This window comes from Marinobacter subterrani (genome assembly GCF_001045555.1).
GTDB lineage: Bacteria > Pseudomonadota > Gammaproteobacteria > Pseudomonadales > Oleiphilaceae > Marinobacter > Marinobacter subterrani.
This window is the reverse complement of record NZ_LFBU01000002.1, coordinates 937,941-954,188: the sequence shown is the minus strand read 5'-3', so window position 1 is coordinate 954,188 and position 16,248 is coordinate 937,941. Positions and strand designations below refer to the sequence as shown.

Here is a 16,248-nt window from a genome sequence, read left to right as displayed (position 1 = left end):
CTCACTCACCTGCGATTACTCCTGCTGCCGCCAATCGTGCAGCCACTCCACCAATATCACCGGCGCCCTGGGTTATCAGCAGGTCACCATCCTGCAGCACATTGGCCAGCAGGGTCTCAATCTCCCGGTTATCCTCAACAAACACCGGCTCCACCTGGCCCCTCTGGCGAATACTGCGGCACAGGGCGCGACCATCGGCACCCGGGATCGCAGGCTCGCCCGCGGAATAGACATCCATCAGCAGCAAAGCGTCCACTTCAGACAACACGCGAACGAAGTCTTCGTAGAGATCGCGGGTCCGGCTGAACCGGTGCGGCTGATACAGCATCACCAGGCGGCGATCCGGCCAGGCATCGTGGGCGGCACGAATAACCGCCTCCACTTCGGTGGGGTGGTGGCCATAATCATCCACTAGGGTGATCGTGCCATTTGGTGTCTGGTAGTCACCGTAAACCTGGAACCGCCGGCCGACACCGGCGAACCCTGCCAGCCCCCGGCAAATCGCCTCATCCGCCACACCTTCATCGGTCGCCACGGCAATGGCTGCGAGCGCGTTCGCCACGTTATGGCGGCCGGGCATTTTCAGCTCCACCGGCAGGTCGCTCCGCCCGCCCGGGCGCTTGACCAGGAAGTGGGTGCGCAAGCCATCCGACGTGATGTTCTCAGCCCGGTAATCCGCCTGCGGATTGTCGATGCCGTAGGTAATGATGGTTCTTGATATCCGGGGAATGATTTCCTGGACATAACCGTCGTCAACACACATCACCGCGACGCCATAAAACGGCAGGTTGTGAAGGAAATCGACAAACGTCTGCTTCAGTTTTTCAACATCGCCACCATAGGTATCCATGTGGTCGGCTTCGATGTTGGTCACCACCGAGATAACCGGCGTCAGGTGCAGGAAGGACGCATCACTTTCGTCAGCCTCAGCCACCAGATAGCGCGATCCGCCCAACTGGGCATTGGTGCCGGCACTGTTCAGCTTGCCACCAATCACAAAGGTCGGATCCAGGCCGGCTTCGCCCAGAATGGACGCGATCAGGCTGGTGGTGGTGGTTTTGCCGTGGGTGCCAGCGACGGCGATCCCGTGACGGTAACGCATGATCTCGGCCAGCATCTCTGCCCTGGGCACAATGGGAACGCGCCGGTCACGGGCAGCAGTGACTTCCGGGTTGTCCGACGCCACCGCGGACGAAACCACCACCACATCTGCGCTGGCACTGTTGTGCTCACGATGACCAATCTGAACCTCGACACCCATGGCTTTCAGGCGATCGGTAACCGGGCCTTCCCTCAGATCCGAGCCGGAAACATCGTACCCCTGGTTTTTAAGCACCTCGGCAATGCCACTCATACCGGCTCCGCCAATCCCGACGAAATGGATGTGACGGATGCGGCGCATTTCGGGCACCTGATAGACCAGGGGCGGGTTGGTTGCGTCAGCCATTAGCGGCCTCCAGACAGTAATTCACGACTCTCTCCGTTGCATCGGCGCGGGCCAGCGTTCGGGCGGCCTTCGCCATATCGGTTACCCGGCTGCGATCCCGGGACAAATCGCCGAGAGTTTCCGCCAGCACGGCCGGGGTCATCTTGGGTTGTGGGATCAGGATGGCCGCCTTTGCCGCCACCATTTGCTCCCCGTTTTTGGTCTGGTGATCATCCACCGCATGGGGAAACGGCACCAGCACAGCGCCAATGCCCGCCGCACAGAGTTCGGAGACGGTCAATGCGCCGGAGCGGCAGAGCACCAGATCAGCCCATTGGTAGGCGCCTGCCATGTCCTTGATGAACGGTTCGACGGTCGCCTCCACCCCGTGTTTTTCATAAGCCTCGCGGGCTGCCTCGGCATGACGCTCACCACACTGGTGACGAACCACCGGACGCTCTGCCTCTGCCAGCAAGGCCAGCGCCTCCGGCAGTTGCTCGTTGAACACCTGGGCGCCAAGACTGCCACCCACTACCAGCAACCGCAGAGGACCTTCCCGGCCGGCCAGACGCTGTTCCGGCGGCGCCAATGCCGCCAGGTCCTCCCGCACCGGGTTACCGGTGCACCGGGTGACCACTTTCGGCCCGAAGCTGCCGGGAAAAGCCTCCAGAACCGTTGCCGCGAACCGCACCAGAAGGCGGTTGGTCATTCCGGCGATAGCGTTCTGTTCATGGATGACCAGCGGCGTTCTGGTCAGCCAGGCGGCCACACCACCAGGACCGGTGACGAAGCCTCCCATACCAACCACACAATCCGGTCGAATCCGGCGCAGAATTGTGAACGCCTCACCGAGGGCCCGCATCAACCGGAAAGGCGCAAGGGCCAGTGCCAGCTTGCCTTTGCCTCGCAGGCCGGAAATATGAATTAGCGACAGCGGAATGTCGGTGTCACCGATCAGCCTCTGTTCCATTCCGCCAGTGGCGCCCAGCCAGTAGACCTGGTGACCACGGGCTTCAAGCGCCCGCGCGGTGGCCAGAGCGGGGAAAACGTGCCCACCGGTACCACCCGCCATCATCAGGAAGCGGCGCTGGTCACTCATAGGCGGCACCTCCGCGCTTCCCGGTGCCGGCCTTTTCGCTGGCCAGCCTTTCCTTATCGAGGCGTTCCATTTCAACCCGGGCCATAATGCCGATACTGACGCAGGTGATCATCAGGCTGGAGCCGCCATAGCTGACCAGCGGAAGCGTCAGTCCCTTAGTGGGCAGCAGCCCGGTACTGACCGCCATGTTGATGCCGGCCTGCAGGCCAATGAGCAATGCCAGGCCGTAGGCAAAACAGGCGGCAAAAGGCATACCCGCAATTTCCGCCCGGCGGGCAATAACAAAGCTGGTAACCACGAGCACGGTGAACAGACCGAGTACCAGCAGCGACCCCATAAGGCCGAACTCCTCGGCAATAATCGCGAAGATAAAATCGGTATGGGCCTCTGGCAGAAAGAACAGCTTCTGGATGGAGTTACCCAGACCGACACCGCCCCAGTCTCCGCGACCAAAGGCAATCAGCGACTGGGTCAGTTGGTACCCGCTGTCGAACTGGTCTTTCCAGGGGTCGAGATAGCTGACAACCCTCTTGAGGCGGTACGGCTGGGTGACGATAAGGATTGCCCCCAACACCACCAGCGTGCCAATCAACGGCACGAACCGGCTCAGGCGCACGCCGCTCAGGAAGATCATCCCCGCCGCAGCCGTGACCAACACAACCGTGGCACCAAAGTCTGGCTGAATAACCAGCAATACCGACGCAACCCCCAGAACCACCAAGGGTTTCAGGAAACCCGCCCAGGTGTTGAGCAGTTCCTGCCGGCGCCGAACCACGTAGCCGGCCAGATAGGCGATCAGGCAAAGCTTGGCCACTTCCGATACCTGAACGTTAAACAGGCCGAACGGAATCCACCGGGTGGAACCATTCACCGTGCGCCCGAGTGGCGTTAGCACCAGCACCAGCACCAGCAGACCGACCCCAAGCAACAGCCAGCCACTGCGCTCCCACCAGGCCACAGGCACATTAACAGCCACCAGGGCCGCAAAGCTGCCAAGGCCGGCAAATAACAACTGACGAATCACGTAGTGATAGCTGTTACCCATGGTTTCCGCGGCCATATCCATCGAGGCCGACGAAATCATGACTATTCCGACAACCATCAGCGCCACGGAACTGATAACCAGCAACGCCAGGGGCTGGATGTCCCCCAGCCACCGTGTCCTTCCCGGTAATGAAAGATCTGCGTACATCACAGGCCCTCCACCAGGGAACGGAACTGGTCGCCACGATCCTGATAGTCGCGGAACATATCAAAGCTGGCACAGGCCGGTGACAGCAGCACTCGATCCCCCGCGCGGGCCAGGGCGGCTGAGCTGGCGACCGCTTCAGCCAGGCTGTCTGACCGGTAAACAGGAATCCCGCTGCCAAGCACATCGGCAATGGCCGGGGCATCGCGACCAATGAGCACCACTGCCCGGCAGTGCAGCGCGACTGGCGCCTCCAGTGCGGTAAAGTCCGCGCCCTTGCCGTCACCGCCGGCAATCAGCACAACCTTGCCATTTTCCGGGGCCAGGCTCTCGATGGCCGCCACCGTTGCACCAACATTGGTGCCTTTGGAATCGTTGATGAAATCCACCTCGTCAAACCGGCGCACAAATTCACACCGGTGCGGCAGCCCCGGAAACTCCCGGGCCACGTTCAGCATGGGGTCCATCGGCAACCCCGCCGCATGGCCGAGGGCCAGCGCGGCCATGACATTGCTGATGTTGTGGCGGCCCATGAGCTTCAGCTCACTGGCCAGCAACAGATTCTCGAAACCGAATGTGATCCAGGTGCCCTCATCGTCATCGCGGGTACTGAAGGTGTCCGGGTTCACCCTGTGGAAACCGAAACAGAGAAACCGCAGGGTGTCCCGCGCCATGGGTGTACTGAGGGCATCATCCAGATTAACGACGGCATTCCGGCAGCCCCGATAGATCCTCTGCTTTGCCTGGAAATAGGCCATCTTGCTCGGGTAACGATCCATGTGGTCGTCGCTGACGTTCAGCACCGTCGCGGCCAGCGCATTAAGCTCTGCCGTGGTTTCCAGTTGGAAGCTCGACAGCTCGAGCACATAAAGATCGGCACCCTGGTCCAGCAGATCCAGGGCCGGTGTTCCGATATTGCCTCCAACGGCCACCTTACGCCCGGCGGCTTTGGCCATCTCGCCCACCAGGGTGGTCACGGTGGTTTTGCCGTTGGAACCGGTGATCGCGATGATCGGCGCGTCGGCGGCCTCGGCGAACAGGTCGATATCACCGCGAATCTGCGCACCCTGGTTTGCCGCCCCGGCAATGGCCGGGTGCGCGATGCCCACACCCGGGCTTACCACCAGTTCGTTGAAGCCGGCGAACAGCCCAGCATCGAAATCTCCCAGGTAAAGCGGAACTTCCGGCCAGCCGGCCTTGAGTTCATCCAGCCCAGGCGGTGCACTGCGGCTATCCGCAACAGCGATATCCCGACCTTGCCCGGACAGGTAGCGCACGCAGGAAAGCCCGGTTTTACCGAGCCCTACGACCAGTGTGCGACGATCCGAAGCAATGACACTCATAGCGGCTGCGTTTTCCTATCTCAGTTTCAGACTGGCTATGCCAATCAGGACCAGAACCACGGTAATGACCCAGAACCGGACAATGACCCGGGGCTCCGGCCAGCCTTTCAATTCAAAATGATGATGCAGGGGCGCCATGCGGAAAATTCTGCGCCCGGTCAAACGGAACGATGCGACCTGCAGGATCACCGAGATCGTCTCCATCACAAACACACCCCCCATAATGAAGAGCACGATTTCCTGCCGGACAATTACCGCAACTACCCCGAGTGCCGCACCCAGGGCGAGGGCACCGACATCCCCCATGAAAACCTGCGCCGGGTAGGTGTTGAACCACAGGAATCCCAGCCCTGCACCCACCAGGGAGCCACAGAACACAATGAGCTCGCCGGTGCCGGGCAGGTGGGGAATCAACAGGTAATTGGCAAACTGGGCATGCCCGGACAGGTAGGCAAAAATCCCGAGGGCGCCAGCCACCATAACGGTAGGCATAATGGCCAGGCCATCCAGCCCGTCGGTGAGATTGACAGCGTTACTGCTGCCGACAATCACGAAGTAGCTAAGCAGGATGAAGAACACCGGGCCCAGAGTCAGGGATACCTGCTTGACGAAAGGCACATAGAGCGATGTCTCCTGCGGCAAGGCAGAACTGTAGTAAAGCGCGATCGCCGCCGAGGCGCCGATCACCGACTGCCAGAAATACTTCCAGCGGGCCGGCAAACCGCGCGGATTGCGCTCAACCACTTTGCGATAGTCGTCGACCCAGCCAATGGCACCAAACAGTAGCGTGACAAGAATGGTGACCCAGACATAACGGTTTCCGAGATCTGCCCAAAGCAGCGTGCTGACCCCGATTGCCACCAGAATCAGTGCCCCCCCCATGGTGGGGGTTCCCGCCTTGCTGAGATGGGTCTGCGGGCCGTCGTCCCGCACCGCCTGACCGATCTGGTACTGGCTCAGTTTGCGGATCATCACCGGGCCGATGATCAGGGAAATCAGCAGCGCAGTGAGGGTTCCCAGAATTCCGCGCAGCGTCAGGTACTGAAACACCGTCAGTGCCGAAAAATATTGTGACAGAATCTCTGTCAGCCAGAGCAGCATCAGCTATTCACCTTTTCTTTAATTCCCTCCACCACGCGATCCATGGCGGAACTGCGAGACCCCTTGACCAGCACTGTCAACGGAGTGTTTTTGGCTTTGACAACTGAATCGACCGCCTGCTCGTGGGTCTGGCAGGGCTCCGTGCGTTCACCATAGCCGTCGGCATAGCCTTCACAGCCGGGGCCGACCGTTATCAATCGTTCGATTCCCTGCTCCCTGGCGTACTCGCCCACTTCCCGGTGCAGTTCCCGGGCCTCAGGGCCGAGTTCGGCCATTGCGCCCAATATTGCAACCCTCTGGCCGGAACGCTGCGCCAGGACACCCAGCGCGGCTTTTATCGACGAGGGGTTGGCGTTGTAGCTGTCATCAATCAGCGTTAGCCCTGCTGACAGGTTCAACACCTGGAGCCGCCCTGAGACCGAGGCAACGTTGCCCAGCCCCTCGACAATGGCCTGGTCATCGGCACCCAACTGGCGAGTCGCTGCGATGGCCAGCAGCATGTTGGTGATGCTGTGATCACCCTCGAGCGCCAGCACAACGCGGCAACTCCAGTTGTCCGGGCCCTGCACCAGAATCGACCGGGCACCGGCGTCACGGCTTTCTACCACAGCGTAATAATCTGCATCAGCATCAAGCCGGCTGACCGCGGCAACCCGACGTTCACCAGCACGCTTCTGCCACTGGCCAAAAGCCGGATCGTCCCGGTTCAGCACCACCAGACCATCCGCTGCGACGCCGTCGATAATCTCGCCCTTGGCCAGGACTATGTTTTCATAGCTACCAAAGCCCTCCAGATGGGCCTCGCCCGCGTTGGTCAGAATGGCTACTTCGGGCTCCGCGAGCGCAACCGTATGGGCAATTTCACCCAGCCCGCTGGCCCCGAGCTCAATCACGCCGTATTGGTGCTCCGGTGAGAAACCAAACAACGTAAGCGGCACCCCAATGTGGTTGTTCAGGTTGCCCCGGGTCGAGAGTGTCGGCCCCATCCGCGAAAGAATGGCCGCACACATCTCCTTGACCGTTGTCTTGCCACTGCTTCCGGTAATGGCAAGAACCCTGGCGGTGCTCTCTCGGCGATTAACCGATGCCAGCCGGGCCAGAGCCATGAGGGTATCGCTCACAACCAGCTGCGGTAACGACACGCTGCTATCCGGCGCGTCGACAACCACGCCAGCGGCACCATGCTCCCGGGCCTGCTGCAAAAAGCGGTGACCATCAAAGTTCTCACCCCGAAGGGCGACGAACAACTGCCCCCGCTCAAGGGTACGGGTGTCGGTTGAAACTCCGGTAAACATCACGGACGCCAGATCTTCCGCCGCACACTCGGCACCCAGCCAGCGTTGCGCTTCGGCCAGCGAAAAGGCGCGCATCATGCCACACCTCCATTGAGTTTCAAGATGTGGCGAACGTGTTCGGCATCGCTGAAAGGGTACTTCTGGCCGGCTATTTCCTGGTAGGCCTCATGGCCTTTTCCGGCGATCAGGACCAGGTCGTCCGGCGTGGCACTGCGAATTGCGGTGCGGATTGCCTCTGCCCGGTCATGTATAACGGCAACTTTCTCGGGTTCGGCAAAGCCGGCCATAATGTCACGGGCAATGGCGGCGGGGTCTTCGCTGCGTGGATTGTCATCTGTCACGATAACCCGGTCCGCCAGCTTTTCGGACTCCACTGCCATCTCCGGGCGCTTGCCGGCATCGCGATCACCGCCGCAGCCGAAGACGCAAACCAGGTCGCCGGCAACATGGGGCCGCAGCGCCGCCAGGGCATTGGTGAGGGCATCCGGTGTATGGGCGTAATCGACCACCACCCTGATACCACTGGCACCGCCAAACCTTTCAAGTCTTCCCGGTGGAGGTGTCAGGCGGGCGGCAGCCTGCTGCACCCGCTCCACCGGAACCCCGAGGGTCAGAACCGTGGCCATGGCCGCCAGCACATTACTGGCATTGAAGCTGCCCATGAGGGGGACGGCAATCTCAAACCGGCCCCACTCACCGTCCACCTCCGCCTCAAAGCCCTCATCCGTCGGCCGGAATTCCCTCAACCAGAGTTCGGTCTGGGATTCGTGCAGACTGTAGCGGACGCGATCACATTTGCCGGTCAGTTGTTCGTGCAACTGGCGGCCAAAAGGATCGTCGAAGTTGATGACGGCAAAGTGCAGTTCCTCACGCTCGAACAAGCGCGCCTTGGCCTCGCCGTAGGCCTCCATGGAGCCGTGATAGTCCAGGTGATCCCGGGTCAGGTTGGTAAACACGGCACCGGTCATGGTGAGGTTATCGATACGCCCCTGATCAAGCGCGTGCGAGGAGACCTCCATAACGGCTGCGCGCCCGCCCTGCTTGAGAACTCGTGACAGAACCCGATTCACCTGAACGGCGTCTGGCGTGGTGTGGGTCGCCGGATGCAAGGCACCGGGCATGCCATAACCGAGGGTCCCGAGAACGCCACAAGGTGTGCCGGTCTCTTTGAGCAACTGGGCTACGTACTGGCACACCGAGGTTTTGCCGTTGGTTCCGGTAACACCAATCAGGCGCAGACGTTGCGACGGATGTTCGAAGAACCGGTCGGCAATGCAACCGACCAGGCCACGAAGGCCGGCCACCGGGACCACCAGGGCACCTTGCCGCTCCGAACATTCAACGGGCATGTCAGACTCCAGGAGGATGACCGTAGCCCCGGCCCTGATCGCCGAATCCACATAAAAGTCAGCGGGCGAACTGGCCCCCGCCAGAGCAATAAAGGCGTCGCCGGAGACCACATCGCGACTGTCCGACTTAAGACCATGTATGGTCACGTCGAACACCGACGGAACCGCCACAATTCCTTGCAACAAAGTGCTGAGAGATGTGATGCACATAACCTTACCCTCGCGCCCCGGTCGTGGGCGAGGCCGCTTTTGCTTTTGCGTCTCCCACTTCCAGCTCAGGCTTCACATTCAGCAGTCGAAGTGCGTCACTCATCACTCTGGCGAACACCGGCGCAGCGACTTCCCCGCCGTAATATTCACCGGACTGCGGCGCATCAACGGCCACAACCGTAACCAGTCGCGGATCATCAATCGGTGCCATACCGGCAAAAATGGCCTTGTACTGACTGTCTTCGTAACCCTGATCGCCCACAAGGTGAACCGTTCCGGTCTTGCCTCCGGCAGAGTAGAACCCGGGCTGCGCGCGGGTTCCTGTACCACGGGTAATCACTTGCCGAAGCATGTTGCGAATTTTGTAGGTAATCTGTTCTGACAGGACACGGCGCCCTTGTGGCTGCTCTTCCCGCTTCATCAGGCTGAGCGGATAGCGCACACCGCCATTGGCAATCACCATATAGGCCTGGGCCAGTTGCAGGGCGTTCACGCTCATGCCATAGCCATAGGCCAGGGTCGCTTCTTCAACCGGCCGCCACTTCGGTGGCGCCGGCAGCACCCCGACAGCCTCCCCCGGGAACCCGATACCGGTTGGCTGGCCGATCCCCAGCCGGTCGTACATGTCACGGATAACATCACCGCCAAGATCAGTGGCAATCTTGCTGATTCCGACGTTGCTGGATTTAACAATGATGTCCGTTACGTCCAGCACTCCATAGTTCCGGTGATCCCGAATGGTGAAACGGCCAAAACTCCGGTAACCCGGATTGGTGTCGATGGTGCTGTTGACGGAATACTGCCCGGATTCCAGTGCCGCAGCCATGGTTATAGGCTTCATGGTTGAGCCGGGCTCAAACAGGTCGGTGATCGCCTTGTTTCTGAGGTTTTCCGCAGCCAGTTGGCTGCGATCATTGGGGTTGTAGGATCCCTGGTTCACCATCGCCAGAACTTCACCCGTATCCACATCAAGCATCACCAGCGTTCCGCCACGGGCGTTATGGGCGGCGACGACGGCTTTGAGCTCGCGGTAAGCCAGGTACTGAAGGCGCAGATCAATACTGAGCGCAAGATCACGGCCAGGGCTGGCATCCCTGATCAGGGTCAGATCCTTGATGATCCGCCCCCGGTTATCCTTGAGTACCCGCTTGAGGCCGGATTCACCGGACAACCATTCGTTGTAGGCAAGCTCGATACCTTCCTGGCCACGCTCGTCGATATTGGTGAAGCCAACAACATGGGCCGTCACTTCGCCGGCGGGATAGTAACGGCGGTATTCCTGGCGTGAATAGACACCCTCGATATCGAGAGCCAGCGCCTGCCTGGCGAGCTCAGGCTGAACCTTGCGACGCAGGAAAATGAACTCACGACCCGAGTATTCCTTCAGGCGCTCACGCAGGGAGGCCTCACTGATATCCAGAAGCCGGGCAAGATTAGCCAGACGCGGCTCAGCCGGGTCCATCTCCGAGGGGTTGGCCCAGATGGTCTGCACGGGTGTGCTGACCGCCAGTGGCTCACCATATCGATCGGTAATCACACCCCGGTGGGCGTCGATGGTCTCAACCCGTATTGTCCGCACATCCCCCTGCCTGCGCAGGAATTCGTTGTCAATCACCTGCAGATCAACCAGGCGCCACCCCAGCACCCCGACAATCAGGAGAAAGATGCCCAGCACGGAGCCAAAGCGCCAGGCTTCTAGCCTGGCCGCCAAACGCTGCCTCCATGTTGTCGTCTTTCCCTGATCAGACACGTCGATCACCTTTGCTATTGTTGTTATCGGCTGTCAGTCGCAGACATCAGCGGTACCAGCACAACATCCTGACGCTCCGGCACCACCATGTTGAATCGCTCCGCTGCCAGATTCTCCACCCGGCCGAAGGCTCCCAGCGCACTCTCCTCAAGCAACAGCTGACTCCACTCTCTCTGGTAGCGGTCCCGTTCTGCCTGAAGCTGCGATAAGGTGTTGAACAGTTTCCGGTTTTCATGGGCACTCACGACAACGCCGATGGAGGACGCCACCAGCAGCGCCACAAGGCCGAGGGATACCAGGACCTTGCCCTGCTTTGTGGCATCAAAAACCTGCCGCGAAATCCGGACGGCCGTGACCACACCGTCCCGGACTCTCTGCTTGTTCAATTTTGCCGTTTTAACCGGCTCTTCAATGGCTACCGCGCCCATGACTACGCGCTCCCCTGCGAGTTATTTCTGATATCAGTGCGTTCCAGAACCCGCATGACTGCGCTGCGGGCCCGTACGTTGTCACTTACTTCGTCGGCACCGGCCTTGCTGGCCTTGCCAACAAGCCGGAAATCCGAGGCTTCGTGTTCCGCGGTTACCGGCACACCCTTGGGCACTTGGGGCCCGCGTGCCAGATCCCGCATAAAACGCTTGACCAGCCGGTCTTCCAGCGAATGAAAGCTGATGACCACCAGCCGGCCACCGGTTGCCAGCCGATCGACGGCCGCCCGGAGGCCCGCTTCAAGATCTTCCAGTTCCCGGTTGATAAAAATCCGGATCGCCTGGAAGGTTCGTGTCGCCGGGTGCTTGTGCTTCTCTTTTTTGGGTACCGCTTCACTGACCAGTTCCGCCAACTGGCGGGTCGTCTCGATCGGCGTTTCCTGCCGGCGCGCGACCAGAAGCCGGGCAATACGCCGGGAAAAACGCTCTTCGCCATAGCGGAAAATTACGTCCGCTATCTCGGTTTCTTCCGCCGTTGCAAGCCACTGCGCGGCACTGGGCGCCTGCTCGGTGTTCATCCGCATGTCCAGTGGGCCATCGCGCATAAAGCTGAAACCACGAGACGCATCATCGAGCTGGGGTGACGAGACGCCAAGGTCCAGCAATACACCGTTCACTGACTCCCAGCCCTGGCCAGTAACGGCTGCGTCCAGCTCGGCAAAAGAGCCATGAAAACAGTGGAACCGGTGATCCCGGGTTTCCAGTTCGCGTGCCACCCTGATTGCCTCGGGGTCCTTGTCAATCCCCAGCAACTGGCCCGCCTCACCCAGATGCCCAAGAATCAGGCGACTGTGGCCACCGCGGCCAAAGGTGCCATCGACGTAGCAGCCGTCAGGGTCATTAATCAGATAGTCGACTGCCGAATCCAGAAGCACCGAGCGATGCTTGTATGCCGCTCCGGGCTCCTGCCTGCGATCGGCGGTCATAGGGACAATGCCTCCATCTCGGGCGGCATTTCATCGTCTCCGGAAGACTCATCCAGCCAGGCAAACCAGCGCTCTTCACTCCAGAGCTCAAACTTCTTGCCCTGCCCGATCAACATCAGCTTTTTCTCAAGATGGGCGTAGCTTCTCAGCGTTGGAGGAATCAGAATGCGCCCGGCTGAGTCCAACTCCATGGGGGCAGCATTACCCAGAATCAGACGCTGCAGGCGACGCGCCGCCTTGTTCATATTGGGAAGAGCCTCAATCTTGGGCCTGAGAACTTCCCATTCGGGCTCCGGATACACCAGCAGACAACGTTCTTCGTCGGCATTGGCCGTCAATACAATGCGCCCACCACAGGCCTGCGCGAGCTGCTCGCGCACCTTGGCGGGGATCGCCAGGCGACCCTTCGCATCCATATTGATGGCATGACTGCCGAGAAAATTACTCATTCACACTGTCTCTGGGTGCCTGGAAACCACAAAAAACCACTAGAAACCACTTTTTCCCACTTCCGCACACTATAGAAACACGCAATACACAATGCAAGCGCCGCAAACAGCGCCACACGCGGGAAAGTTCCTTTTATGACAAGAGGTTACGGGGGCGGATTCAACGAAGCGCTGAGATTACGAAAAAGAAAAGAAGCAAAATCAAATACCTGCAGAAAAGTCTGGAGAAGACAAGTGAGGTTTAAGATTTTTTGGCTATAAAAGACATCTGCTGAGAATGACAGACTTCACATGAGGGGAATAAAAGAGTGAGCTCGCCGATAAGCCGGGTTCTGTCTTGGACAGTCATTCATCTAGGGCCTGCGTCACCACAGGCCTCAAGCAACCTACCCGAATCCAGCGCGGGCCACGCCATTGGATTCCTATTTGGTCTTGCTCCAGGTGGGGTTTACCATCGCCGTGAACTGTTGCCAGCCACGCGGTGCGCTCTTACCGCACCGTTTCACCCTTACCGGCGCCCGAAGGCGCTTAGGCGGTCTGCTCTCTGTTGCACTTTCCGTCGGCTCGCGCCGCCCAGGCGTTACCTGGCACCTTGCCCTGCGGAGCCCGGACTTTCCTCCCCCGGTAAAACCGGCGGCGACTGTCTGGCGAGCTCGGGCGAGACAATACTCCTGCACCTGCGGCCTTGCAAGGGAAACCGCCTCGGGAGCTCAACCGTCCTTCAGGGCCAGGGCCCGCTGATAAAGCTCGTTCTTTGACAGCCCCGTCAATTCTGCGGCCATCTTTGCCACCTTTTTTACCGGCAGCTCCGCCAGCAGGACCGTCAGTACCCGGTCAACATCCATGGTTGTCGCCTCGCTATTGCCGGGACGGGCCTCGGCACCACGGACCATCACGACAAACTCACCACGGGTACCGTGGGCATCCTGCTCCAGCTCAGCCAGAACCTCGCCCACCGAGCCCGAGTAGAAGGTCTCGAACGTCTTGGTGATTTCCCGGCCAAGCACCACCTCACGCCCGGCTCCCAGAACCTCGCCAATATCCCGCAAGGATTCGAGAATTCGGTGGGGTGATTCGTAAAACACCAGGGTTGCAACCTCACTGGCGAGCGACTCAAGGCCTGACCGTCGACCTGAGCGTTTTGCGGGAAGAAAACCCACGAACAGGAACCGATCGGTTGGCAACCCGGCGGCACTCAACGCGGCCACCAGCGCACAAGCCCCGGGAATGGGACTGACCGAGAAACCCGAGGCCCGGGCCTCCCGAACCAGCACATAGCCGGGATCGGAAATCAGCGGCGTGCCGGCATCGGAGATCAGCGCGACATCCCGTCCCGCCGCAAGCTCCGCCAGCAAGCCGGCGGCACGATCTTTTTCATTGTGATCGTGCAGCGCAACCAATCGTTTCTGAAGGCCCAGATGGCTCAGGAGCCGACCACTGTGCCGGGTGTCCTCGGCAGCCACCACATCAACACCGGCCAGCACCTTCGTCGCCCGCGCAGACAGGTCATCGAGATTGCCGATGGGCGTGGCGACAATATAGAGGGTTCCTCCCGCAACGTCCTTCCGGTTCGCCGAAGCGGGGAAATCACTGCTCTCGCTGTTCAAATTTGTTGCCCCTTCATTGCTGCTGCACGGACCGTGACAGTTACGTCATGTGAATTAATACCGGAGCTGTTAAACTTGCCACCGTTAGTCTGGCGCCACAAGCCCAATAATCCGGAGTATATCGAGCTTGCCATGATAAAGATCCGCATCCATAAACGAGCCCTGGCCAGCGTTCTTGCCGCCGCCCTACTGTCCGCCGGTTGTGCCAGCGTCAACCTTGATTCGCACATTGCCCAAACTGCAGACCAGGCTCTTGAAATGGCCAGCAGGGAAGACAATGTCGAAACGGCCCAGGCCTACCTGCTCCGGATTGCCAGCCGATTCCAGGATCAGGGCGACCACGCGGCAGCCCGAACGCTACTGCAAAGCGAGCAGCTGGCGCAACCGGCACCGACACTCGAAAACCAGAAGCGGCTGTTGTCGATGGCAAGTGCAACGGCACTTGACGATAAATCCTGGGCAAGAGAGCTGGCCGGCAAGCTGTCGCCTTCAGATTTCATCGACTACCCGGCAAACCTGATGGCGCGGGCCGCCTATCTTCAGGCAGACACCTTCGCACTGGCGGACGACCCGCTCTCTGCCGCCATGACCCTGATCTTGCTCGCCCAGACCGATAGCACCGCCGATCCCCAGAAAATTCATGACCGGGTCTGGTCGCTTCTGGCGCGAGTGCCTGACAGCCAGCTGGATTCCGCCTCTGCGGACGCCATCGGTTATGAAGCCCAGGGCTGGCTGGAGCTGGCGCGGATTGTCCGCGCGCCCGATACCAACATCGATGAACAGGGGCGAATCATACGCGATTGGCAGAACAACTGGCCCGGCCATCCCGCCGCCCAGGTGCTGCCGTCCGAACTGCGGCTGATCGCAAACCTGGCTGCAAGCCGGCCTGAGGAAATCGCCCTGGCAGTTCCGCTGAAAGGCCCGCTCGCAACCGCTGGCAAAGCGATTCGAGACGGATTTCTTGCCGCCTACTACCTGGATGACGCCGCCAATCGCGGTAAAACCGATATCCGGATCTTCGATACCTCCAGCACACCGTTTATCGAACTGTATCGCGAACTTTCGACCCAGGATATTGATCTGGTAGTCGGCCCCCTGGAAAAGGATGCGCTGGCAGAACTTGCCTCGATGAACACGCTTCCGGTGCCCGCCCTGGGACTGAATTATCTGCCCGCCGGCTCGCAGCCGCCGGAAGGCCTCTATCAGTTTGGCCTGTCAGCGGAAGATGAGGCTCGCCAGATCGCCGACCGGCTTCTGGCCAAGGGATTGCGCCAGGTCCTGGTACTCATTCCGCAGGGCGAGTGGGGAGACCGGGTGGAACAGGCTCTGCGGCAACGGATGACCGCCTCGGGCGGTGTTATCCTGGATGTGGAGCGCTTCTTCCGGGAAGACAACCTCAGGGCCGTGACCGCCGACCTGCTGGGCATTACCGTTTCCCGTGACCGCGCGATCCAGGTTGAACGCACTATTGGTATGGATATTGAGTTTGAACCGCGCCGCCGGCAGGATGCGGATGCCATTGTCATGGTGGCCGAGCCCACGATCGCCCGGCAGTTCAATCCGCTGTTTGCGTTCTATTTCGGGGGCGACCTGCCTGTGTATTCGCCCTCCATCATCTACGAAGGCACTCCGTCGCCTTCCCGGGACCGAGACCTGAACGGCGTTATTTTCACCGATATTCCCTGGGTACTCGGCGACGGCAGCGAACTTCGGAACAAGGCCACCAAGCTGATGCCCGGCACCAGCGGCCAGGCCGGCCGACTGTTTGCCATGGGCGCCGACGCCTGGCAGCTCAGCAAACGCCTGCCATTGCTCCGCCAGGTCAACAGCGCCTCGATCAACGGCCAGACCGGTGTCCTGACCATGACGCCCGAGGGCGCCATCCACCGGGATCAGCTATGGGCCCAATTCCGGAACGGAGCGCCGGAACGCTTGCCGGAACTGGTACCCGATGAGACCAACATCATCCCCCGGGGCGAGGTTATGCCAGTCACCGGGCAGAATTAAGGGAACGAT

General features: G+C 60.3%; 13 protein-coding genes and 1 other RNA gene. 1 reads left to right on the top strand and 13 read right to left on the bottom strand.

Annotated features, from left to right (window positions below; translation table 11 throughout):
• Position 1: 1 nt before the first annotated feature.
• From murC to rsmI, 13 genes are all read right to left on the bottom strand, one after another.
• Positions 2-1,447, bottom strand: a complete 1,446-nt coding sequence (gene murC, locus msub_RS20290) for a UDP-N-acetylmuramate--L-alanine ligase (RefSeq protein ID WP_048497904.1) — start codon at positions 1,445-1,447, stop codon at positions 2-4.
• Positions 1,440-2,525: an undecaprenyldiphospho-muramoylpentapeptide beta-N-acetylglucosaminyltransferase gene (gene murG / locus msub_RS20285; RefSeq protein WP_048497903.1), complete on the bottom strand. Its 1,086-nt coding sequence runs from the start codon at positions 2,523-2,525 to the stop codon at positions 1,440-1,442. Before murG ends, murC begins: the two co-directional genes overlap by 8 nt.
• Entirely contained in the window at positions 2,518-3,717 is a 1,200-nt protein-coding gene (gene ftsW, locus msub_RS20280) for a putative lipid II flippase FtsW (RefSeq protein ID WP_048497902.1), read from the bottom strand. Before ftsW ends, murG begins: the two co-directional genes overlap by 8 nt.
• Positions 3,717-5,057, bottom strand: a complete 1,341-nt coding sequence (gene murD / locus msub_RS20275) for a UDP-N-acetylmuramoyl-L-alanine--D-glutamate ligase (protein WP_048497901.1) — start codon at positions 5,055-5,057, stop codon at positions 3,717-3,719. Before murD ends, ftsW begins: the two co-directional genes overlap by 1 nt.
• 15 nt (positions 5,058-5,072) lie before the next feature.
• Positions 5,073-6,158, bottom strand: coding sequence for a phospho-N-acetylmuramoyl-pentapeptide-transferase (gene mraY, locus msub_RS20270; RefSeq protein WP_048497900.1), 1,086 nt, complete (start codon positions 6,156-6,158; stop codon positions 5,073-5,075).
• Positions 6,158-7,531 (bottom strand): UDP-N-acetylmuramoyl-tripeptide--D-alanyl-D-alanine ligase, encoded by a 1,374-nt coding sequence (locus msub_RS20265; protein ID WP_048497899.1) that lies wholly within the window; start codon positions 7,529-7,531, stop codon positions 6,158-6,160. Before msub_RS20265 ends, mraY begins: the two co-directional genes overlap by 1 nt.
• Complete coding sequence (locus msub_RS20260) at positions 7,528-9,012, bottom strand: UDP-N-acetylmuramoyl-L-alanyl-D-glutamate--2,6-diaminopimelate ligase (protein ID WP_048497898.1); 1,485 nt, start codon at positions 9,010-9,012, stop codon at positions 7,528-7,530. Before msub_RS20260 ends, msub_RS20265 begins: the two co-directional genes overlap by 4 nt.
• Before the next feature lie 4 nt (positions 9,013-9,016).
• Positions 9,017-10,762: a peptidoglycan D,D-transpeptidase FtsI family protein gene (locus msub_RS20255; protein WP_048497897.1), complete on the bottom strand. Its 1,746-nt coding sequence runs from the start codon at positions 10,760-10,762 to the stop codon at positions 9,017-9,019.
• A gap of 23 nt (positions 10,763-10,785) precedes the next feature.
• The gene (gene ftsL, locus msub_RS20250; protein ID WP_048497896.1) at positions 10,786-11,190 is read right to left on the bottom strand and encodes a cell division protein FtsL; all 405 of its coding nucleotides are present in this window, start codon (positions 11,188-11,190) and stop codon (positions 10,786-10,788) included.
• Positions 11,191-11,192: 2 nt separating this feature from the next.
• Complete coding sequence (gene rsmH, locus msub_RS20245; protein ID WP_048497895.1) at positions 11,193-12,176, bottom strand: 16S rRNA (cytosine(1402)-N(4))-methyltransferase RsmH; 984 nt, start codon at positions 12,174-12,176, stop codon at positions 11,193-11,195.
• Positions 12,173-12,625 carry a division/cell wall cluster transcriptional repressor MraZ gene (gene mraZ, locus msub_RS20240; RefSeq protein ID WP_048497894.1) on the bottom strand — a complete coding sequence of 151 codons (453 nt, stop codon included), beginning with the start codon at positions 12,623-12,625 and terminating at the stop codon, positions 12,173-12,175. Before mraZ ends, rsmH begins: the two co-directional genes overlap by 4 nt.
• 305 nt (positions 12,626-12,930) lie before the next feature.
• Positions 12,931-13,281, bottom strand: an RNA gene (gene rnpB / locus msub_RS20840) — RNase P RNA component class A.
• 54 nt (positions 13,282-13,335) lie between these two features.
• A complete protein-coding gene (gene rsmI / locus msub_RS20235) occupies positions 13,336-14,232 on the bottom strand; it encodes a 16S rRNA (cytidine(1402)-2'-O)-methyltransferase (RefSeq protein WP_048497893.1) in 897 nt (298 codons plus the stop codon).
• 75 nt (positions 14,233-14,307) lie between these two features.
• On the opposite strand from rsmI, the gene msub_RS20230 reads away from it, so the two are divergent.
• Positions 14,308-16,239, top strand: a complete 1,932-nt coding sequence (locus tag msub_RS20230; protein WP_227506869.1) for a penicillin-binding protein activator — start codon at positions 14,308-14,310, stop codon at positions 16,237-16,239.
• The last annotated feature ends 9 nt before the right edge of the window (positions 16,240-16,248 follow it).

Coding starts and splice junctions, on each gene's coding strand:
- murC (WP_048497904.1), bottom strand. CDS start 1,447: ATGGCTGACGCAACCAACCCGCCCCTGGTCTATCAGGTGCCCGAAATG.
- murG (WP_048497903.1), bottom strand. CDS start 2,525: ATGAGTGACCAGCGCCGCTTCCTGATGATGGCGGGTGGTACCGGTGGG.
- ftsW (WP_048497902.1), bottom strand. CDS start 3,717: ATGTACGCAGATCTTTCATTACCGGGAAGGACACGGTGGCTGGGGGAC.
- murD (WP_048497901.1), bottom strand. CDS start 5,057: ATGAGTGTCATTGCTTCGGATCGTCGCACACTGGTCGTAGGGCTCGGT.
- mraY (WP_048497900.1), bottom strand. CDS start 6,158: ATGCTGCTCTGGCTGACAGAGATTCTGTCACAATATTTTTCGGCACTG.
- msub_RS20265 (WP_048497899.1), bottom strand. CDS start 7,531: ATGATGCGCGCCTTTTCGCTGGCCGAAGCGCAACGCTGGCTGGGTGCC.
- msub_RS20260 (WP_048497898.1), bottom strand. CDS start 9,012: ATGTGCATCACATCTCTCAGCACTTTGTTGCAAGGAATTGTGGCGGTT.
- ftsL (WP_048497896.1), bottom strand. CDS start 11,190: ATGGGCGCGGTAGCCATTGAAGAGCCGGTTAAAACGGCAAAATTGAAC.
- rsmH (WP_048497895.1), bottom strand. CDS start 12,176: ATGACCGCCGATCGCAGGCAGGAGCCCGGAGCGGCATACAAGCATCGC.
- mraZ (WP_048497894.1), bottom strand. CDS start 12,625: ATGAGTAATTTTCTCGGCAGTCATGCCATCAATATGGATGCGAAGGGT.